The following is a 21,514-nucleotide window of genomic DNA, read 5'->3' as shown; positions in this document are numbered from 1 at the left end:
ACCTATCCCTTCTCGGATTTAAGCCCAAAAAATCGAATCATCCCGAATAACTTCACCACCGATGCGCTCAACCTTCCATTGACAACACCCCCAGAGGCAGTAAGACCGAATGCTATCCTGGTCTAGCTTAATAACTTTGCCCAGATGCGATCGCCACTTAGCATACTGGATATCGTCAAACTGCATTCATATACACTATACTGCATCCACTGCCCTGAAGACCTAAGCTTGAGATGAAAGCCTTAACTAATCTACTCACATCTGTGATTGTCGCCGCTTGGATTGCCGCAATTGCCATCTTATCGGTACAAAACGCCACACTTGTATCCCTGAGATTTCTCAATGTTGAGTCCATTAAACTCCCTGTGGGAATTGTCTTGGCGTTTAGCGTGGGAATAGGCGTGATTGTTGGGGCAATTATTCCCTGGGTGTGGCACATTGAAGGCAGAAGGCGATTATAAGTAGGTGGACATAATTAACGTGAACGGTGAAGATAGTCATTCGTCATTCGTCTTATGTCATTTGTAAGGGTTTGAGGTTTGTTTACAAAACTTAGTACGGTGCCGTTTTCTTTTTAGGTAATCTGTAGGGGCAGGTTTAGGGAATCAATTGTAGGGGCGGGTTTAGGGAATCAATTGTAGGGGCGGGTTTAGGAAATCAATTGTAGGGGCGGGTTTAGGGAATAAATTCAGCTATTCACCAATAACGGAACAACAAAACCCGCCCTATCTCACCAATAACGGAACAACAAAACCCGCCCTATCTCACCAATAACGGAACAACAAAACCCGCCCTATCTCACCGATAACGGAACAACAAAACCCGCCCTATCTCACCGATAACGGAACAACAAAACCCGCCCTATCTCACCAATAACGGAACAACAAAACCCGCCCTATCTCACCGATAACGGAACAACAAAACCCCCTGAATTCCCAACCGCGATCGCATATCAAAAATGTCGGGGTGATAGGGTGAGGCAGGGCGGGTTTTGTAGAAAGGTGATTGGTGACTTCATTAATTTTGTCCCTAAACCCGCCCCTACATGGGAAATTGGAATAACCAACGATAGTATGGGGATTGCAAGGTTTATAATTCTTTACGCCACCAACGCTGGACGCTGGTGAATCCCCGGATTTGTTGCTTCTAACCGAGTCGCCAAGGCAATCAGCGTCGCTTCAGCCGCAGGGCGTCCTACAAGCTGAACCCCCACAGGTAAACCCCTTGAATCAAATCCCGTCGGAAGTGCGATCGCGGGTAATCCACTGGCATTAAATGGGGGACAAGGCGCAATCCAACGAATAATATTTTGCAACGTTTCCTCTGGACTCAAATCCGCCCATTCCCCCACCCGAATCGTTGGGTGCATATACACCGGAAGTACCAGCACCTGAAAATTCTCAAAAAATCCGACAATCTGTCGCGATATAATCTGCATCTGGGCAACGGCTTGCAAATACTCCCCAGCCGAACCCGATTGGGCAGCAATCCATTGATTCATCGGACTTAACGCCGCCACGGGAATCCCTGTCGCTGTTACCCCGGCTTGCCACACCTTTTGAAAGGGTTCAATTAAAGCCCTAAAATCGGGACAACCCGGTTCCACCTGATGCCCCATCTCTTCCAAGCGTCGCGCCGTTTCATGCACCGCCTGCTGACAAACCTCTGCGGCATCCCCTAGAGGGGGTATTGCTGTAGAAAAAGCAATTCGCAATTGACCTAGCGGTTGACGAGTAGCTTCCAGAAACGATACCTCTGGTTCCGGTAACCAATAGGGATCACCGGGAATATAGCCTGACATTACATCCAGCAACGCCGCCGCATCCGCAACCGTGCGGGCTAAAGAACCATTCGTTGCAATTCCATTTTGGCGATCGCCTACCGGGGCAAAGGATACTCGACCCCGTGCGGGTTTAATGCCCACCACGCCGCAGCAGGAGGCAGGTCCACGCACTGAACCGCCCCCATCAGAACCTTGGGCGATCGGGCATAATCCAGCAGCGACAGCCGCAGCAGACCCCCCACTTGATCCGCCTGGGGTGTATTCTAAATTCCAGGGATTACGGGCGGGAGGAAATCCTGGGGGTTCTGTGTAGGGAAGAGAACCCACTTCTGAGGTAGCTGTTTTGCCTAAAATGACGAATCCGGCTTGTTTGATCCGGGCGACGACGCCATCATCATAGGGCGCTATTTTATCTTTGAGAATGGGTGTGCCGTAGCTACAAGGCAATCCCTGGACAGCGGTGAGGTCTTTTATAGCAATGGGTACGCCAAAAAAAGGGGGCAGTTCGGCACTATCTCTTACCTGCGTCAACTGTTCAGTCTTGGCTTTGGCATCCGCTAGCGCCATATCAGTGGCGACACTAAAATAACTGCCTAATTGAGGATTAAACTGTTGAATGCGGGCTAAATACAGTTCAACTAATTCTAAGGGAGATACTTGACCTTGGCGAATTAATTGCGCTTGTTCTAAGGCAGGTGTGAAGGCTAAATCAGTGTTAGTCATTTGTCATTTGTTGAAGACTGCTTGCTGTCTGTCGAGGTAGGTTTAGCGGGTGTAGGGTGCGTTAGCAAAGCGTAACGCACCATTTCAAACGATAGTCGTGAAACCCTATAACAATAGGCAATTGAGCCAATGACGCAGAGGTTTAGGTTGGTTGGGTTCTTGATAATTATTCGGTAATAGTTTAATCAGCCCCTCTTCTAACGTTTCCATCGCCTTTTGGACTTCCTTCGGTTTGGGGCGTTTGGATTGAGGAAAGTGCAAAGGTTCGCCAAATCGCAGGGTTAATCGCTTGCGAAAATAAAGGTCATGAGTGCCAATCAAGGCTAGGGGTACAATGGGTACGCCCGTCCGCAACGCATACATAATCCCACCTCGCGCTAAGGGTAATTGTAATTCACCTTCAACCTCACCCAGTCTCCCCTCTGGAAAGATTAAAACGCCATCCCCACGGGCAAAAATTGCTTTTACTGCCCGTTCTAGCTGTCGCATCGTACCTAATCCGGCGTTGCTGGGTACATCCTCTTCAATGGCGGCGGCTAAGTCGGCTAAATCTTCACGCCCTGCTTGGGCGGCTTCAATAACCGCTTTTTCTTCTTTCCAGCGCCGTTCTAGGGGAATGACACCCCCAGCCCAACCCAAAATCCGGCGTTTCCACCAATGGTTATAGAGAGTACGAGCATCAGCCGGAGTATAGTAGTAGGGATGTCCGGGGACTTCGGCGAGAATCAATAATGGATCAATGTGATTGAGATGGTTGGCGGCGAGTAATGCAGGTTGAGTGGGGATATGTTCCGGGTTTTCGATTCGCACGGGGAACAGCAGATGAATGAACGATCGCAGAATGAAACGCCTTACTTTTCCCCTGACTCGCTGATCTGACTCCCCATTCGCGATCGCGTCCAGATTATTTCTAGCATTTTCGACAGCATTACGCACTCTGCGATCGCGGGCTGCACTTAATCCTTCTTTCACCCGTTGAATCATTGCAGGTGTCAGGGGTGGCGGTGGGGTTTGTTGGGTTTGCTGATTCTCTACGGAGGAACTCATAGGCAATTAGGGAAACAGGGAACACCGAGGTAGCCGGAATAGACTTCATCATTCATCTTTGATAACGTCTGTCCTCGATAGGAAATGCAATAGCCCAGTTTTTCCTTTGTCACCATCTCCACTTCGTTGCTTTGATTACACCATCCTGAATGGCTTGGAGTCGCAACAGTTCAAGTCACAACGGTAGTATAGACAATTCAAAAACTGGCATACCATTATATACCAGTTTTTTCAGGTTATTATAAACTGTTCGGCATTTAAACCTTAATGTCAATAATGGCGAAATCCTTGCCGTAGTGCGAGCATCTTGCTCGCTAAATTGAGCATCTTGCTCGCTAAATTGAGCATCTTGCTCGCTAAATTGAGCATCTTGCTCGCTAAATTGAGCATCTTGCTCGCTAAATTGAGCATCTTGCTCGCTAGATTGAGCATCTTGCTCGCTACTAATACCCAATTTAAATGCATGACAGCTTATCGTCAAATCTACTCAGCCTTAGACAAATCGATGCATAAACTCGTAGGTCAAATCCACTCGCCCTTTACGTAACATCGCCGGATCGAATCGTTCTGTGGTATTACAAGTCATTAAAACCACTAATTTTTGCTGCGCTTTAATCCCGGTGTCATCAATCACACTCTGATACAACGTTCCATCTAGCAAACTGAGAATATGCTCCGTTTTATTATTCCATTGCGCCACTTCACTAGCTCGATTTTTGGCTAGGTTATCCGCTTCGTTAATAATTAGCGCAACTCGTTCCAAATAACTCGGCGGTACAAAATTTTCTACCGCATCATGATCCAGAATAAAAATCGTATACCCTAACGGTACAAGAACTTCTTTTGCCAGCGCTTGTGTCCATACCGTTTTCCCAGTTCCCGGTTCACCATGCACCACAATCGCTAACTGGTTTTGATCCAGAATTGACTGCTGAACGGTATCCGTAAACCGTTGAATATCACTGGGAAAGTCTCTAATCTGAAACTGACTGTGAACCTGTCCCACTCGACTTTGATAGCCACTCAGCATCACAGCGACATTATACGTGGCTTTATTTACTAAAGGGCGAATCTCATCCGCCATTAAACTGTAGCAGCGCCGTCCTTGACCCTGGTTAGTAATTTGTAACCAAATCTCTGGATTCGACCAGTAGCCATAGACTGTACCAAACACGTCTAAGCGTTGCCAATTAGCGAACTTTTCTAGAGGATAATAAAAGCGGCGATCCATATAATCTTGAGTAATTAAATCGGGACTGCCGAGAATATCCAACACTTTAAATAAAGTGACTTCTTGTAGTCGATTCAGGACATACTCAATTGGAATACTCTCACGGGTAACCGTTTGGGTGACGGGTGTATTGACAAATATCGTCTCCCGCTGGCAATGATTAGGCGTTGGTGGGTCAGGGGTAATATACTCCCAGAACTCATCCCACTCATAACGCATGTTTTCGGAAAATAAGCTCAAAACATTGGCGAATATATTATAGTGATTTCGCCCTAATGCATCAGCGACATCACTGGTAAAATCTAGACCCTTTTGCAATAACTCTGATGTATCATTTTGCAGCAAATGCCAAACAAAATCCCAAGCAAACTGCCGGGATAAAGGACGCCAGCCTAAGCCTAATAGTCCTTTCGCTTGCCGATTGTTCTGATGAGGATTGTCTTGATGCCAAACTTTTTCTGAAGTCATCGCTATTTTTCCTGCTGCGTTTGAGACTCTTGGTGAATTAGAGTTGTTGTAGATAGTTAGGGGGAACAGAATCCACTAACCACACGCCATTTTCGGAACAGTAGAATGTATGACCGTTCTCGGACATGGCTTTAGCATCAATGGCAAAAATGACGGGGCGACCATGACGCTGTCCTACTTTTTTGGCGGTGGCGATATCCTGGGATAAGTGGACGTGATGCCGTGACATTTTGCATAAGCCTTGACGCCGAATCGATTCAACAGTTTTGTGACCTGTACCGTGGTAGAGTACCTCTGGTGGAAGGGTTGGTTCTAACTGTAAATCAACCGTGACACTATGCCCTTGATTGGCGCGAATCCGTGTTTCTGTCCCATCAAAGGAAAAGCGTTGTTTATCATTTTTGGCAACGACTTCTTTAAGTTCATTGAGAGTAAGGGGAAAGGAATAGTGTTTACAGGCGGATAGCAGTTGATCAACGTTGACCCAGCCCCCTGGTTCTAAGGTTAACCCAATCCGTTCGGGTTGATGCCGCAGATGTTTACTCAGATATTTACTAATTTTAACCAGGCGGGTAGAGTTCATGGTTGATTGAATCAATAGCTTTTAAGAAGGGTTTCGTTAACCCTAAACAATGGTTGGATAACGTTGGCTTGAGTCTGAGTCAGATCAATGGGTTCACACTCAGGGGTGAGGACTATGGTCGCTTGTATTATACAATACTACAATTACTAAAAATTGTCTACCTGTTAACTCTTCTGTCGCAATTGAATCCATTCTCGCGCCGCTTAAACCGTAGCGGTAACAGGTTTGGCGTTTTCTGAGGTTACAGGCTTTTGCCAACAGCATAATGCTTTTGAGAATTCCCTTAGTCAGAGAGAAGAGGAAATGAGGAACGCCTGTTTCGTTAGCAGAAAACGTGGAATTAACGCCACCTGCTAAAGGATGAGTTATCCAGGAGGTACTATTCCGACTTCTGATATAGATACTCCGCGATCGCACGATCATCTCGTGTAACTATATGTTTTTTTCGGGTGAGTTGATACAATGAACCAGGCGTAGGAACACAGGAAGGGTTCTATGGAAAAGACATCAACCTCTAGTTATGGTGTAGTCTTAGTAACGGCAACATCTCCTGAAGAAGCCGACGCGATCGCTTCATCCTTAGTGGAAGCGCGAATGGCAGCTTGTGTCAGTATTACGCCTGTACAATCGATTTATACCTGGGATGGAAAGGTGAATCGTGACCAAGAGTGGCAATTAGTGATAAAAACAGATTTATCTCAATTTGACCAGTTAGCTGCCAAAATTCAGGAGTTGCATAGTTACGACGTTCCTGAAATTATTGGTTTGCCGATCATTGCTGGATCTGAGGCTTATTTACAGTGGATTTCGGAGAATGTATCTGTGAAAAAATTGTGACCTTTTGCTTCGGGAATAGTCCATAATTGGTAGGGGCGGGTTTAGGGACTTTCGTTTTGCCGTTGATGATAACGTTGAATCAAAACCCGCCCAGTTGTAGGGGCGAATTTAGGGACTTTCGTTTCGCCGTTGATGATAACGTTGAATCAAAACCCGCCCAGTTGTAGGGGCGAATTTAGGGACTTTCGTTTCGCCATCGATGATAACATTGAATCAAAACCCGCCCAGTTGTAGGGGCGAATTTAGGGACTTTTGTTTCGCCATCGATGATAACGTTGAATCAAAACCCGCCCAGTTGTAGGGGCGAATTTAGGGACTTTCGTTTCGCCATCGATGATAACGTTGAATCAAAACCCGTCCAGTTGTAGGGGCGGGTTTAGGGACTTTTGTTTCGCCATCGATGATAACATTGAATCAAAACCCGCCCTGACCTATTTTTCAATGTATAGGGATGAGGGATAAATAATTTATGTCCTTTGTCCTCAGATGCGGGATAATCAGACTTTTGAGGAAGTCGCCATTTTTTAAAGTTGTACACCGTCACATTTCGTTCTGTTTAATGTCTACTTATGAACTCTCAAAGCGTATCCAATCCTTCTGGAAATTTCTGGTCAAATTATTAACCAGACATTGGCGTTCTCTGGTTCTATTATTTCTGGGTGTCTATATCCCCCTGCAAATCTTCGGAGAATTAGCCGAAGAAATTTGGGAAAAGGAAGGGGGTTTTCCCTGGGATGTGCCAATTTTATTAGCGATTCACTCAACAACTTCCCCTCAACTCGATGGGTTTGTGATAACCCTGACGAACTTGGGTGCATATTGGGGGGTGTTTCCTGTATCTGTGGCGATAGTACTCCTATTGGCATTCCGACGCCAGTGGCGATTCCTCACCTATGCGCTGATAACCTTTTTAGGTAGTCTTCTAATTAATCGTGCTGCTAAGTTAACTTTCCAGCGAGTACGTCCGAGTTTGTGGGAATCCCCTGCGCCAGAATCGGATTTTGCGTTTCCCAGTGGACACGCGATGGGAAGCGTAACGTTTGCGATTGTATTAATAATTTTGACCTGGAATACCCGTTGGCGTTGGGTGACGGTGATTGGAGGTATCGTTTTTGCGATCGCGATTAGTTGGACGCGGATGTATTTAGGGGTTCACTACCCCAGTGATATTATTGCAGGTTGGATGGCATCCATTGCTTGGGCGGTTGGCGTCTGTTTGGTGATTAGACCCCATCGGAGTCAGCGACGACTGGAGAAAGAGGAGGAAGCAGCTACAGAAACGTCTTAACCATGTAGAGACGCGCCATGGCGCGTCTGGAAAGCTTCAGCTTAATATTCTGTCATCACTAATTGATCACGTCTTTGTTTTCTTTTTGGTAATCCACCACGTCGCTAAGCCAGCGAGTAGGGCGGCTAAAACACTCCAGAAGAATGTGGAAATAACAGGGTGAGGTTTGTTAGTTGAAAAGGGCGGTAAGAGGGGCTTGTCAATATGATTAAAACTGGACGCCACCAGTCCGCCTGTCCCTAACCCAATACCCAAAACTTGGATGGTTCGTTCTAGGCGATAATCGCGGTCTTTTTCTTCTTGTTCGCGGGTTTTATCTTGGTCTTCCCGGATGCGATCGCGTTGGGCTTGATCGATTTCAACAATACCCCGAATTGAGGAGATGGCTTTCTCGAGTAAGTTTGCACCGGGGACAAAATAACCTAAGTCGCCTTGAATCTGTTCTTGAAAGACTTGACAATTTTCCCGATAAAAGCTGGCTAAGAAACTGATATCTTTATCTTTGTCTAATGTAAACTTATTGCGAATCAGTTGCAGCTTAGTTTTATAGTTATCCGCATTAATTGCAATACTGTTCCGGCGAGACTCTAAATCGCGTAACAAGTCAGAATATTCGACCGTTTGCTTTGCCATTTCTTTCAACTGACCCTTGAGATACTTTAAACTCTCTTCATCCAGCGTATCGGTGGTTTGGGGGAGTTGGTTGAAGGTCTGACGAATCAGGTGTTGAATGTGTTTATAGGCTTGATATGCATCGGTATAGGTGTCTCGGCTATGGCGAAATTCGGTGATCACTTTATTTCTGTAGAAAAATAAATCAAGTAATAACTGGTAGCCTTCTTGGAATTTAGTGTCCGTTACTGGGTCAGAAAATAACCAAACTAAAATATGGCGGTAGGTATCAGGCGTGGTGATTAAACCATATTCAAAAATAGGACTACCAAATAATTGTCCTTTCCGGTAAAGTTCCGGGCGTTTGTGCGGGTCATAGGCAAATTCTCGGATGCATTCATTGGCTAAGTCTTCTAGGAATTTATCGCCTTGGCGTTTTTGGTTATCGCTTAGCAAAGCTGTAAGAATTACCGTTTGTCCAAAATAACTTTGGATGGTATCCGGGAGAAAACAATAATCAGGATTCAACGCCTCTAAAACTGAGGAATCGACGGGCTGTATTTTCTGACCATTGTTCAGGGGAGGATCGGGACAGCCAAGATTTAATCCTAAGCCATAGCTATCATAGAGTTGTAGGGGATAGGCAAAGCCTTCTAGTTTTAAATCGGCGTTTTTATAGGAAAGTTCGGTGTGAATTGGCAAGAAAAAATCATTAGGTTTTGCACCATCGAGTAAATCAAACCGATCATTATGAGTTTGGGGCGGATGCAGGTTTAGTTGTTCCTTGATATGGAATTTGGCAAAAATATCATGACATTTATCCCACAACAAGTCCGGGTCTTTTATCGACACATTGCCATCAACATCTGGTGTCTTGAAAAGATGGAACGCAAACAGGTAAACTTTCGGGGCATAGAGTTTAGTCGTCATTCGATACCGTCTGATTAGAATTGGGGGCGGGGGGTTGCGGGTTGGCGGCTTTCTGTTTCACGGTTTCCCGGATCACCGAGATATTCTTTTTAATTCCTTCTTCGTCAGCCGGGTTAGCTTTTTGCGGTGTCCAGCGCACAGCCACCATGCGTAAATTTTCGCCCAGGGGCTGATGGGCGGCGCACCAGTCAACAATCGCATCAGCAACGGGGTTAAAGTCATCATCACTGAATTGATCCAGAGTTTGGGCTAACTGGGGTAAGTCTTGCCAAGCTTGGCGGTCAAAATTGTTGGATTCTTCCAGTAATTCGCGAAATCCGGCGATAATTTGGGCGTAGTTCATCAGAGTCTTGTCCTAAAATAAACGAGTGGTTTCTATTGTCCAATGGCACAGAATGCAGCCCAATACGCAGGCTGAGAAAAGGGTCGTTCGTTCAATGATAACTTTAATTCGCGTTCTACTTCTTGCTGGCGTTCTGGGCTTAAATTGAGCGGTTTTAACCAGTCTCGCAATTGTTCCTTGGTTACATCGCGCAGCCAAGATTGGGCAGTTTTCAGGGCTTTGGCGACAGATATTGGTGTTGGCGATAGTTCAGAGGGGTTTTGACTCTGCCCCACCAGATTACGGTAAAATTTAATCATCAAAAATGCTGTTGCCACGTCGCAGACTGTCCATTGACTTCCAACAATGCTGGGACTTCCCGCCACCAGGAAACCACTGGGTAAGCTGATATATTCATCACTGAGGCTTTTTGGGTCAGTTAAACTGGTTTCGCAGGCGGAGAGGGTGACGAGACGACAGGGACGTAAATCCAGGGCGAAAATCTCTTCGAGGAGTAAGCATTTTTCTAGGTCAATCTGCTGTTTGTCGGGTGACTGGATATAGCGACTTTCATCGGCTTCGAGTTTTTCGGATAGAGTCGCACCCGATAATACTAAGGCAGAACGCAGGGGTGATTCAAAATTAAAATAAGCGTGACCGGAAAAATGGATGAAATTCGCCAAGCGTAACTGGTTTTGAGTCGTGGCTTGAGTCCAGACATCTTTGGTGGCGCGTTGACTGGGTAGGATATCGGCGGGGTGGAAATATCTGCTAATCGCTTCTACTTCCACATCGGCGAAGTTTAAATCTTCCGTCGGGTTTTGCATGGCAAATAGATGCTTTGATGCGGTTGTCTGGGAAAACTGGGGTTCATCACAGCGTTTTTGGCTAAGTTGGAGGAGTTGGCAACTGGGTGCATAGCGCACACCGTCAGGGAATTGATCTAGGAGAACGGCGGTGGTGTTTCCTGTATCCTGTGGGTTGTCAACTGAAGAGGACAAAACAGGCAAAGCATGGAGGGGGAATAGGTGCAGGTAGCGATGGGGAATCAGAATTAGTTGCTGACAGTCTTTGGGAAGGGGAGATTGAGTCAGAATGTGGTCGAGATGCAGAATCTGGGCGAGTGTTTCTAGGCGAGAGGAGAGATCATTGCACCATTGACGATTATCGTGTTGATAGTCGTTAAGATAGTCCTGCTGCCATTGGTTTAACTGGGTTAGGTCGTCGGGTTGAGATTGCCAGACGTAGGGTTCTTGGTTGTGGGTGATGACAAAGGTAAAGAATCGTTCCTCGGTAATATACCACTCAATGATTGCCGTTTTCTCGTCTAACAGGTGCATAATCTCCGCAAAACGGATGGGTTGAACCGCTTGGGTGAGGGCGTAGGCGGGGTCAGCGTCCAGGATTTGATCGAGAATCTGATCGAATTTTGCTTGTAATTCCGCTAACTCTTGGCGCAATCGCTGGGCATACAGTTGATTGGGATTGCTAGTTTCACTGTCCTCAGTGGCGGACGTTTTTAAACCTCTCTCCAAACCTCTCTCCTGCGAGGAGAGAGGCTTTGAATTTTCCTGTGAAGAAAAATCTTCCCCCATGGAACCAAAAGCGAAGCATCCTTTGGCTTCCCCCTTTTGAAGGGGGACGGGAGGGGGATCGACAAGGGGGACGGGAGGGGGATCTATAAGGGAGGCGGGAGGGGAATCTAAAGCAGGCTGGGGGGTTGGGTTGGCAGTCTCGTCAATGGCTTCTCCCTCCCAGAGTTCATCACTGAATCTAAACTGCATCGGGTTGGCTTTCAATCCCGCCTCTTCCCCCAGATTATCCAGTTGTTTGTGTTTATCCGTAATTTGGGCTTTCAGGCGTTCGATGCGCTGGCGAATGTTTCGGTCAAGTTGATCGCCTTTGGGGTGGAGGGTACTCTCCGCATCGGCAAAGAGTTGGACGAGGTTGCGGGCTTTGCTGCGCTCGACGTATTCTAGGGCTAATTTGGGTTGATGATTATTTAGGCAAGCTTGCACGATTTGGGTATAGACATCCATCGCCTCTGCTAAGATTTCTTGTCGTCGTTGGTTGGTACTTGCCCAACTACAGCTAATTTCTACCGCTTCAATCGCGGCGGCATAACCCTCAATCGCGGTTTGCCATTTCTGGGCATTAAAGGCAGTATTACCGAAATCTCGTCCAGCTTTCAGGCATTTAACAGGAAAAGCGGCGGGTTGGAAAATTTCTAGGGATGAGCGGAAATAGGTAATTGCGGCGTCAATTTGTCCCAAGTCGCTGTAGGCAGTCCCTAGATTGTATTGAGTAATTGCCCAATCTTCCGGAAACGCCTCACGAGTCCAAACTTCCAATGCCGCTTGTAAACAGGGAATCGCTAGTTCACTCTGTCCGGCGTCCCGGTACGCATTACCCAGATTGTTTTGCGTCATTGCCCAATATTCCGGAAAAGCCTCGCGGGTGCGAATTTCTAAGGCGTTTTGGTAAGCTGCGATCGCCTCAGCAAACTGCTTGGTTTCTTTATAGGCAACACCCAGATTCATTTGAGTCATTGCCCAATATTGAGGAAACGCCTTGCGGGTGCAAATTTCTAAGGCGTTTTGGTAAGTTGCGATCGCCTCAGTAAATTGCTTGGTGTCTGTATAGGCAATACCCAGACTATTTTGGGTATTTGCCCAAGATTCCGGAAACGCCTCGCGGGTGCGGACTTGCAATGCCGCCTCATAGTAGGATATCGCCACCTTGAGATTTTCTGCGCGATCGCCCCGTATCCGATTTCTATAGCAAGCACCCAGACTATTTTGGAGCGCCGCCCACTGCACTGGAAAGGCGCGGCGGGGAGAAAACTTAGTTAAGACTTGGCAACAGGCGATCGCAATTTCAATATGACTTGCTCTGTTTCCCCTAGGAAACTCGTAAATAAATTTGCTAAACTGAGAAAGTTTTGTTACCAACTTTCCTCGCTGTCTTTCGTTCGCTCTCCTCAGCTTCAACTCAGCATCTTCGCGCACCAGTTGAGCAAAGTTATCCGTCAGCGTGTCAGGATTCTCCTCCAGCAGTCGATACACCTGCTCCCGGTTTCCCTCCTCAGATGCATCCCACAGCCTCTCAAAAAGCTGACGCCCCGTTTTCCCCTTACTGGTTGATTGTCCAAAGCCTTTTGCAATGCAGTCGCCAAGTCCCCAGTTGATGCCATTTTCTTATGATGACGCATTAGCCGCGACTGGGGCAATTGTCTGAGTCAATCCTTACCGGGTAGAGAGGTTCCGCCTAGAGAATTGGTATAGTGTTTGACCCTTCGCGTCGTTCGATGGCATGGCGGATGACTGGGTAGAAGCGGGTTTCACGACTATCTTTGCGGTTGCACCCCGATTGGACTCAATCCACCCCGACGCCGATTTTGCTACACCCCCTATTTTAGATATGCGCCCGGTGGCAAAACTTAAATCTCAGGGATTGAGGGGACAACATAGTCGCTTATGGCACTAAAGTGCCTACTACGAACCTAGTTTCAGTCCGGGACATTTGATTAAACTAGGTCATCGTCTATAACAATATTTTTTGCCTGCATTCCTTCGGCAAAGGGTCAGCCGAAGTCCTGTCGAAGGGTCGAGGTGTTCCCTATCCTCACCACAACACTTGTTCACGCAACCCCGATATAGTGAAACCCGTCCCTACATTTCTCAATTCTTAAAACGTTTCGCTCAAAGTTTGGCGATAATGAAAGAAAGCGTGTAAAGAACCACAGGACAACTTACAGTGGCTGGCTTTACGTTAATCACGCTGGAGTTTAAGCCGATGCAGCCTGTGACCGGGAAAGAGCGCTTTAGCTAAACCAAACCAAGAGGAGGATTGGCAATGGATATAAATAGACGTGAGGGGAGTTATTTGTTGTGGTTCGGCTTTCTGTTTGGATTTGCCGGATTGCACCGTTTCTACAATGGTAAGATTGGCACAGGTTTGTTGTGGTTTTGTACGGGGGGATTATTTGGCGTTGGTCAATTCGTTGACTTGTTTCTGATTCCCGGCATGGTAGAAGAACATTATCTCAAATATGGGAAGCGCGATCGCATCGCTGGAGAAGCAACGGTTTCTGGTTCACCCACATTAGTCCAGCCTTATCATGCTCCTGCGACTTTAAACCAGGACTCCTTTGTTGTCCAATTAGTAAAAGCGGCTGAAGCTAGAGGCGGTAAATTGTCCGTGACTCAGGGGGTTGTCGATACGGGACGAGGGTTTGCGGAGATAGAAGCGACGTTGAACGATTTGGTCAAGTCCGGTTATGTGAATATTGACAATGACCCCGATACAGGCGTTGTCGTTTATGCGTTTCCAGAATTAGAGTTGAGTGCTAATCCTGAGTTAAAGCGATGGGTGTAGGGAGGTTGACCACTATCCTATTTTGAAATATCGCATTATCCTACTCATCAGCATTATCCTGATTGCTCCTTTGGGATATGCAGTACGGTTTTACGCACCTGCACCGGAATGGCTGAATGACCGACTGGGTAGCTTTGCTTATGAGATTTTCTGGATTCTCTTGGTTGGGCTTTTCTTTCCGCAAGCGTCACCCCTGTGGACAGCAATAGGGGTTTGTATTGTTACTTGTCTGTTGGAGGTTCTGCAACTATGGCAACCTCCATTTTTGCAGGCAATCCGAGCCACGTTACTGGGTCGGGTTATCTTGGGGAATACCTTTACCTGGTCAGATTTTCCCGCTTATTTTATCGGGAGTTTTCTGGGTTGGGTCTGGATGCGATCGGCTTGGGTCTACTCACGTCAGTCACATCGCCACAGTAAATCATAACTCAATACGTCACCGCTTAAAGGCTGGAGACAGTGTACAATCTGGCTGTATCGGACTTATATGCTGGGAGTGCTTTGTGTATTATCTTCACGAACCGCCTTATTTATTGTTAGTGATGGGTTTATTGGCTGGGATTACCTGCGGTGCGGCGTTTGAAGCCACACTGAAACAAAAGGTACAGGAATGGTCAAAAAACCGTTCCTCTCGCAGTCTGGCTCAAATGCAAGGATTGCCATTATTCATCCCATTTCTAGGAATTTCCGCCGGAATTTGCGTATTTTTGGCGGCTGGGCTAGAAATTTTTAGCTTTCCCACATTCCTGGCTTACACCATTTCCCTACCCCTAACTCTATTCATTGGTTGGTTAGTGTGGTATCAGTTGGGTAAACTTTTAGGACAGCTAGAACGAGGCGGCTCAAAAGCCATAGACCTCGACGCCTGGGAATAGTCCGGCTCTCGTTCCCAGACGCGCCATGGCGCGTTTCTACACCCCCACCATTGGTGTCAACTTAAGCTCTTGCCAGAACGCAATACCTTGAGTTTTCTTTAAGTTGACACCAATGCACGTCTGCACGGGCAAATTGAGTTCAAAATCGCCATTAAATCAAGGGCGGGTTTTGTTATGCAGTTATCGTTAAGCCACCCAATTTAGTCCCTAAACCCGCCCCTACAATAGATTGATATTTTTTACATTAGTGCCGTAGGGTGGGTTAGGCGGCATTTAATAGAAGCGAATAACCATTCAATTAAGTGTCCAACCTAACCCACCGATGTTCAGGTGGGAAAATTTTTAAAGTTTGTAGTTTGTCGTAAGGGATGCGAGCCTATCTTTACTTAAATTACAGAACCCTGGGACAAATTGAGTTCAAAAGCGCCATTAAATAAAGGGCGGGTTTTGTTGTTCAGTTATCGTTAAGCCACCCAATTTAGTCCCTAAACCCGCCCCCTCACCCCCAACCCCTCTCCCCAGAGTGGGAGAGGGGTTGGGGGTGAGGGGTTTCTTTAACTTAAAACGCATAACCTTAGTGCGCCCTTTATTTAATGATGTGTACCCTTTATTTAAACCCCACACCCCCGAATCCGATTCAGATACAGTTGAGCCACTCTATCCCTAGGACTCAACCGTAAAACCTCTTCAAATCCTTGTGCGGCTTGCTCAACAGCCTGGAGATGATAGAACGATAACGCCTCAGTAAACAGTTGCAATGTCGCCAACTTCCCAGCTTTTATCTCCGGAGAATCCGCATCAAAGACTTCATAAACTGTGACTAATTCCGCTTTTCCCTTAACCTGTACCTGACCAATTAAACGAATCGCATAGTCAGTCGGTTGCTGTAACCCTAAGAACGTATGATGGGAAATTAACAACGACACACCATACTCTTTCGTCAATCCTTCCACACGAGACGCCAAATTCACCGCATCACTGATTACCGTCGTATCCATGCGATTGCATCCGCCAACTGTCCCCAACATCAAGGAACCCGTATTAATCCCTATACCGATTTTCAGGGGACTATCACCCTGATTCCGGCGTTCTTGATTATACTCTCTCAGTCGATGCAACATGGCAATTCCGGCGTTCACCGCATCATTAACCTCACCGCCAAAGAGTGCCATAATCCCATCGCCAATATACTTATCGATAAACCCTTGATTATCCACAATCGTCGGTTCCATACATTGTAAATAAGAATTAATCAATTTGAAAGTATCATCCGGTGTGATTGTTTCCGAGAGTTGGGTAAAATCCCGAATATCAGAAAATAACACCGACATTTCCTTCTGCACCTGATCCCCAACTTGTACCTCCACAATACTGTCCTTATCCAAAAACTGGAGAAATTGACGCGGCACAAACCGGGAAAATGCCAGATTCAGTTGAGAGAGTTTTTGGGTAAATCGTTCGTGTTCAGCCTCAGCGTGGCGACGTTCTGTAATATCTTGAAAGGCGACAATCGCATAGATAACATTCCCCTGTTCATCAAAAATAGGTGTTCCCCACGCTTCGATGGGAACAATTCTATCGCCCTGGTGGATTTCAATATCATCCGCCGTCGCATATTCACCACGTAAGGCTTTTACCATGGGTAATTTATCATTAGGATAAAGCTGCTTTGTTCCAGCGACATAGTTTTGATAAATTTCAGCAATTTTATCATAGTTTAGATCGGGTAGAATTCCTTTGCCGAGTAACTCCTGCGCCCGTTGATTCAAGTAGTTACTTTTGCCCCGCTTATCGATAACCGCGACTCCCACAGGAACGGCTTCTAAAAGTTGACTTAATCGACTTTCATTGCTGCGAATTTCGGCGTAGAGTTTAGCATTATCAATTGAGATTGTGGCTTGAGAGGATAAGAGTTTCAGCAGTTCTAGTCGGTCTGAGGTAAAAGCCCCCGTGGTTAAATGATTTTCCAAATAAATCAGTCCCGATAGTTTGCCTTGATTCAGCAATGGACTACACAAAATAGACTTAGACTGATTTTGGATCACATAGACATCCTGAGTAAATTTACCCTGATTCATGGCATCATGTAAGACCACTGTTTCGTGGGTACGCGCCACATAATTAATAATACTTGTTGCCACAGCGGTACTACTTTCTACCGGAATAGACTGTAACACCTTAACCGTCTCCTGATTCACCGCCGCCTCCGCTTCAATCAGCAGTTTTCCCTGAGTAGACAAAATCAAATAGCCTTGAGTTGCACCTGCATTTTCAATCAGAATTTGCATGAACTTTGCCAGCAATTGATCCAAAAGGATTTCTCCTGATAACGCTTGGGAGGCTTTCAGAACACTGGTCAAATCTAAGCGAGATGAATCACTGCCATCAGAGGTTTGAATAAAGGGATTGACGCCGGAGGTGTCCCTGTCGGCTGAACGGAAATTTGCCCGCCGTTCAATTAACTGAGAATGGCGTTCTTCTAAGTCCCTAACTTTAGCGTTTGCCCCCCAGCGACTATAGCAATAATGCGCTTTAGTCATATACGTTTGAGCAATTTCTACTCGATTGAGACTGAGATAAAATTCGGCGGCGCGTTCATAGGCTAAGGCTTCTTCTTGGATATATCCATGTTCTCTTGCCCCCTGAATCGCGTGATCGTAATCGTCCATTGCTTTGAGGGAGTCTCCTAAAATTCGCGCTTTCTCGGCTGCCACTAAATCATACTTATGCTGATAGTTCATCGGGGCATAATTCGCCCAATGTTGCATTTTTTCTTGATTAGCAATGACTTGATTTAAATACTGTTCTTGTGCAGAGGGTTCTACAGTGGGATACTGCGCCAAGAGGATGAGTGAATTGTAGAACAGATGAATCGCATAAACGATTAATCCCTGTGCTGATCCGGCAAATGCCTCAGTCTGATGCGTTGCGGAAATCGCTAAATTAAACTCTTTAAATAAATAACTGAGGATTTCTTTGGCTAAATAGGCAAAAAAGAGTAAGGTATGATTATTGGTTTGGTGTAAGTAGGGCAGAGTTTCCTGTTCATCAAAGCTATCCCCCCGCAATTGCACTACTGACTCGACTTCTCCAATTAAGTTCAAGCAGAGTTGTCGCCAGAGTTGGGTTAAATAAAGGGAAAATGTATGGTTTATTTTAGAGAGGGATTTAATATAGTGTTTATGTTTTTTCTCGACAACATCCAAGGGAGTACCAATAAAAAACGAATAGGTACAATCATTGGTCATGCAATACCCCGCATATTCTAAATCCCCCGTTTCCAATCCCGATTGAATTGCCGATCGCAAGGGAATTAAGGTATCCTTAGCATGGGCTTTCCAGTGGTGGATATAGACGTTAAACAGGTGCAGCACTTTGCACTTAAGCGCCTTTGCCTCTAATTGATCTAAAAGTCTCAGCGCTAATTCTCCGGCGTAATAGCCTTCCTCTATTTTCCCCAAGATTCCACACAGAAGTAATCCATACACTGAATAGGCGTAAGTAGACTCTGGCAAAAGTCCATAGGTTTGACAAAGATTGACCATGGTTAAGATTACCTGGAACAAGAGTTCCGGCTTGGCTAAATAGGTAGCCGATGCCACGGTTACCAGTATTCTCATTGCCGCTTTTTTCTGCGGATCAGTCATTTTGGGAAAGTCGTCTAAGTCGGTGATCGCGGGTAATTCAACTTGTCCATCTTCTCCGTTAGACTCGACTAAAAAGACATCCAGCATTTCCAGTGTTTCTAAGCCAATATCAATCGCCTGAATTAGCTGATTTTGGGCGATACTACTCTGCATCATTAGTTCATAAACTTTGACGCGATCGCCCAATGCATTGGCTTGGTCTAAAATAACTGTTCCCAACTGCTTTGCCTCGGCAAAATTTCCTCGCAAATAGGCGGCTTCGGCAGCTTCATAATAGAGTTTAACTGTCAAATTATACTGAATCTGCCAGCTATCCGTGGCTAACAAATTTAGTCCTGTATTTAAATAATTAACCGCAGATTCATAAGCAGTGGCAGCTTTGGCTTTTTGTGCAGCTAAGAGATTCAATTGAGCCAGTTCATCTCTCTCAGACTGATCCGTAATTAACGGGATACCCACATTTAACTGATTAACAATATCAAAGAGTTTCTCGTCCTGCTTGTCTGGGGGAGTTGTTTTTAGCATAAACTGACCAATCCGCAGGTGAATGGCAGGTTGATCAGGTTCAGGAATTAACGAATAAGCAGCTTGTTGAATTCGGTCATGAATAAATCGGTATGAAGGATTAATCGTAACATTAAGGGGTGACGTTAGGGAAGGGGAATTGTCATTCGGATCATTGTCATTGAAATAGCTAGACGTGGTAAGTACGGCGGATTGAATAAATTTGTAATCTTCACCCAGAGGAATAATTAGTCCTGCTTGAACCGCTTCCCATAAGTCAATGGCAGTTTCTAATCGTGATTTATCATAAATAGCGGCTAACGTGGTTAAATCAAAGACATTACCAATCCCAGCCGCAAGCTGTAAACTTTTTTGAGTATTTTCCGATAACGTTTGCAGTTTTTGGGCAATAAATTCCACAACATTATCGGATACCGTTTGCGCTGCAATATCTTGAATATCCCACTCCCACGAACCCGAATCAAAATCAAACTTAAGTAACCCTTGGTTATAAATAGAGGTTAAGAACTGGCTAGCAAAAAAAGGATTTCCTTGAGTTTTGTCCCAAACCAATTCTGCCAGAGATTTTACCTCCTCTAAAGAACAATCTAGTGCATCGGCAATTAGCTGATTCAGGTGGATTAACTCTAAAGGGCTGAGATGAATTTGATTAACTGCCCCACCCAGATTAGGACTCTTATCCAGCAACCTATTTAAAGGATGAAGCGGGTTAATTTCGTTATCCCGATACGCGGCAATAATTAAAAGATAACGACTATCGACATCAGTCAGTAACCGTTCCAACAAATCCAGAGACGCCGAATCTGCCCATTGCAAATCATCCAGAAAAATAACCAGAGGATGTTCTGCTTGAGCAAACACCTGGATAAACTGAGCAAACAATCGATTAAAGCGATTTTGCGCTTCTGTCGCCGGAAGTTCGGGTACAGGAGGCTGTTGACCGATAATCAGTTCAAGTTTAGGAATAACGTCAATAATAACTTGACCATTAACACCAAATGCCTCTAACAGTTGAGAACGCCAATCGGCAATTCTGGCTTCACTTTCGGTTAAAATTTGTCCGATTAAGTCAGAGAAAGCTTGCACTAAAGACGCGAATGGACGATTCTGTTTAAATTGGTCAAATTTACCAACTATAAAATATCCCCGTTCTTGCACAATTGGTTGATGAAGTTCCTGAACTAATACCGATTTACCAATCCCGGCGCAACCCGATACGAGCATTAATTCTTTGCTCCCATTAGCCACACGGTTAAAAGCGGCGAATAAGATTGCTAATTCAGCGTCTCGACCATAATTTATTTGAGGAAATTGGAACTTTTCAGCGACATCATTTTCGCCAACTGGAAAGGGTTCGATAAAACCATTTGCCTCTAATTGCATCAAACAAATCACTAAATCCGCTTGAAGTCCCAAGGCACTTTTATAGCGTTCGTCTGCTGTTTTCGCGAGGAGTTTAATCACAATGTCTGAAACCGCCTGGGGTATCTCCCCCACTCCCTTACCTTCCTGCATCTGTTCACTCCCGTCTAAAAGATGGGGAGGTGTGGGATATTTTGCCAGATGGCAATGCACTAACTCCATCGCATCTTGAGCCTCAAAGGGGAGGTTTCCGGTCAACAATTCATAAAAGGTGACACCCAGAGAGTAAAAATCTGTGCGATAATCCACATATCGGTTCATTCTGCCCGTTTGTTCCGGGGAGATATAGGCTAAAGTCCCTTCGATAACATTGGGGTTTTGTAGAGTCGGATTTTCCCGACTCAAAACACTGGCAATGCCAAAATCAATCAGTTTAATTTGTCCGGTTTGGGGATTGTAAACAATATTACTGGGGTTAATATCTTTATGGATAATATTAGCGGCGTGGATTTGATTTAAACTATCGGTTATTTTAATGCTGATGTCGAGAAACTCAGCTAGAGTCAGTTGATGGTGATTAAGCAATAGCTGTAAAGAATCACCACCGAAATCCTCGAATATAATGACTACGTTGTTTTGATACTGTTCTAAGCGATAGGCTTTGACGACGCCTGCCAAATTGAGACGGCGAGTGAGTTGATATTCCTGTTTATATTGGCGAATCTCTTCCGGTGTAGGGTAATGAGTATTCAGGCGTTTAAGGATAACCGCTTGCTGATCCGCTTGGCGAATTCCTCGATAGACAATCGATTGAGTGCTTTCATGAATTTGGCATAAAATCTGATAACCGGGAATGTTAAACATAGATGTGATTTAAGGAAACAGGGAATGGGCAATGGGCAAT

The 21,514-nt window shown here is 45.6% G+C and carries 17 protein-coding genes and 1 pseudogene; 7 read left to right on the top strand and 11 right to left on the bottom strand.

Annotated features, from left to right (window positions below):
* Positions 1-18 precede the first annotated feature (18 nt).
* Positions 19-236, bottom strand: a pseudogene (cas2, locus tag RH949_RS11940) (CRISPR-associated endonuclease Cas2); the annotation flags it as partial.
* Between cas2 and RH949_RS11935 the strand changes: the two are divergent.
* Entirely contained in the window at positions 234-461 is a 228-nt protein-coding gene (locus RH949_RS11935) for a LapA family protein (protein ID WP_446353313.1), read from the top strand. The pseudogene cas2 and the gene RH949_RS11935 overlap by 3 nt on opposite strands.
* A gap of 638 nt (positions 462-1,099) precedes the next feature.
* Here the strand turns inward: RH949_RS11935 and RH949_RS11930 are convergent.
* From RH949_RS11930 to RH949_RS11905, 6 genes are all read right to left on the bottom strand, one after another.
* Positions 1,100-2,506 carry an amidase gene (locus tag RH949_RS11930; protein ID WP_446353311.1) on the bottom strand — a complete coding sequence of 469 codons (1,407 nt, stop codon included), beginning with the start codon at positions 2,504-2,506 and terminating at the stop codon, positions 1,100-1,102.
* Between the two features lie 105 nt (positions 2,507-2,611).
* The gene (locus RH949_RS11925; protein ID WP_446353309.1) at positions 2,612-3,553 is read right to left on the bottom strand and encodes a lysophospholipid acyltransferase family protein; all 942 of its coding nucleotides are present in this window, start codon (positions 3,551-3,553) and stop codon (positions 2,612-2,614) included.
* A 175-nt stretch (positions 3,554-3,728) separates the two neighbouring features.
* The gene (locus RH949_RS11920) at positions 3,729-4,007 is read right to left on the bottom strand and encodes a hypothetical protein (protein WP_446353307.1); all 279 of its coding nucleotides are present in this window, start codon (positions 4,005-4,007) and stop codon (positions 3,729-3,731) included.
* A gap of 39 nt (positions 4,008-4,046) precedes the next feature.
* Entirely contained in the window at positions 4,047-5,252 is a 1,206-nt protein-coding gene (locus RH949_RS11915; protein ID WP_006105464.1) for an AAA family ATPase, read from the bottom strand.
* 37 nt (positions 5,253-5,289) lie between these two features.
* Positions 5,290-5,835, bottom strand: coding sequence for an RNA 2'-phosphotransferase (locus RH949_RS11910; RefSeq protein ID WP_446353305.1), 546 nt, complete (start codon positions 5,833-5,835; stop codon positions 5,290-5,292).
* 99 nt (positions 5,836-5,934) lie between these two features.
* Positions 5,935-6,258 carry a hypothetical protein gene (locus RH949_RS11905; protein WP_446353303.1) on the bottom strand — a complete coding sequence of 108 codons (324 nt, stop codon included), beginning with the start codon at positions 6,256-6,258 and terminating at the stop codon, positions 5,935-5,937.
* Positions 6,259-6,330: 72 nt separating this feature from the next.
* On the opposite strand from RH949_RS11905, the gene cutA reads away from it, so the two are divergent.
* Positions 6,331-6,672: a divalent-cation tolerance protein CutA gene (gene cutA, locus RH949_RS11900; RefSeq protein WP_006105373.1), complete on the top strand. Its 342-nt coding sequence runs from the start codon at positions 6,331-6,333 to the stop codon at positions 6,670-6,672.
* Positions 6,673-7,231: 559 nt separating this feature from the next.
* On the top strand, positions 7,232-7,960 hold the full coding sequence (locus tag RH949_RS11895) for a phosphatase PAP2 family protein (protein ID WP_446353301.1): 729 nt from the start codon (positions 7,232-7,234) through the stop codon (positions 7,958-7,960).
* 66 nt (positions 7,961-8,026) lie between these two features.
* Here the strand turns inward: RH949_RS11895 and RH949_RS11890 are convergent, their stop codons facing one another.
* Genes RH949_RS11890 through RH949_RS11880 form a run of 3 tightly spaced genes read right to left on the bottom strand, consistent with a single transcriptional unit; the run spans position 8,027 to position 12,889 of the window.
* Complete coding sequence (locus RH949_RS11890; protein WP_446353299.1) at positions 8,027-9,502, bottom strand: hypothetical protein; 1,476 nt, start codon at positions 9,500-9,502, stop codon at positions 8,027-8,029.
* Entirely contained in the window at positions 9,492-9,845 is a 354-nt protein-coding gene (locus RH949_RS11885; protein ID WP_006105476.1) for a hypothetical protein, read from the bottom strand. The genes RH949_RS11890 and RH949_RS11885 overlap by 11 nt, the downstream gene beginning before the upstream one ends.
* Positions 9,846-9,877: 32 nt before the next feature.
* Positions 9,878-12,889 carry a CHAT domain-containing protein gene (locus RH949_RS11880; protein WP_446353297.1) on the bottom strand — a complete coding sequence of 1,004 codons (3,012 nt, stop codon included), beginning with the start codon at positions 12,887-12,889 and terminating at the stop codon, positions 9,878-9,880.
* 247 nt (positions 12,890-13,136) lie between these two features.
* Here RH949_RS11880 and RH949_RS11875 point away from each other — a divergent pair, with 247 nt between their 5' ends.
* The 4 genes from RH949_RS11875 (at position 13,137) to RH949_RS11860 (ending at position 15,076) form a co-directional block, all read left to right on the top strand.
* Entirely contained in the window at positions 13,137-13,310 is a 174-nt protein-coding gene (locus RH949_RS11875; RefSeq protein WP_446353295.1) for a hypothetical protein, read from the top strand.
* Positions 13,311-13,679: 369 nt separating this feature from the next.
* Positions 13,680-14,201, top strand: coding sequence for a TM2 domain-containing protein (locus RH949_RS11870; protein ID WP_446353293.1), 522 nt, complete (start codon positions 13,680-13,682; stop codon positions 14,199-14,201).
* Positions 14,202-14,223: 22 nt separating this feature from the next.
* Complete coding sequence (locus RH949_RS11865) at positions 14,224-14,628, top strand: ribosomal maturation YjgA family protein (RefSeq protein ID WP_006105376.1); 405 nt, start codon at positions 14,224-14,226, stop codon at positions 14,626-14,628.
* Between the two features lie 76 nt (positions 14,629-14,704).
* Positions 14,705-15,076: a hypothetical protein gene (locus tag RH949_RS11860; protein ID WP_071777275.1), complete on the top strand. Its 372-nt coding sequence runs from the start codon at positions 14,705-14,707 to the stop codon at positions 15,074-15,076.
* Positions 15,077-15,687: 611 nt separating this feature from the next.
* Here RH949_RS11860 and RH949_RS11855 read toward each other — a convergent pair.
* Positions 15,688-21,474, bottom strand: coding sequence for an AAA family ATPase (locus tag RH949_RS11855; RefSeq protein ID WP_446353291.1), 5,787 nt, complete (start codon positions 21,472-21,474; stop codon positions 15,688-15,690).
* Positions 21,475-21,514: the final 40 nt, after the last annotated feature.

Origin of the sequence: Coleofasciculus sp. A1-SPW-01 (assembly GCF_040217205.1) — a bacterium.
Taxonomy (GTDB): Bacteria; Cyanobacteriota; Cyanobacteriia; order Cyanobacteriales; family Coleofasciculaceae; genus Coleofasciculus; species Coleofasciculus chthonoplastes_A.
Note: the sequence above shows the minus strand (reverse complement) of the source record. Positions and strands in the feature narration are given on the sequence as shown.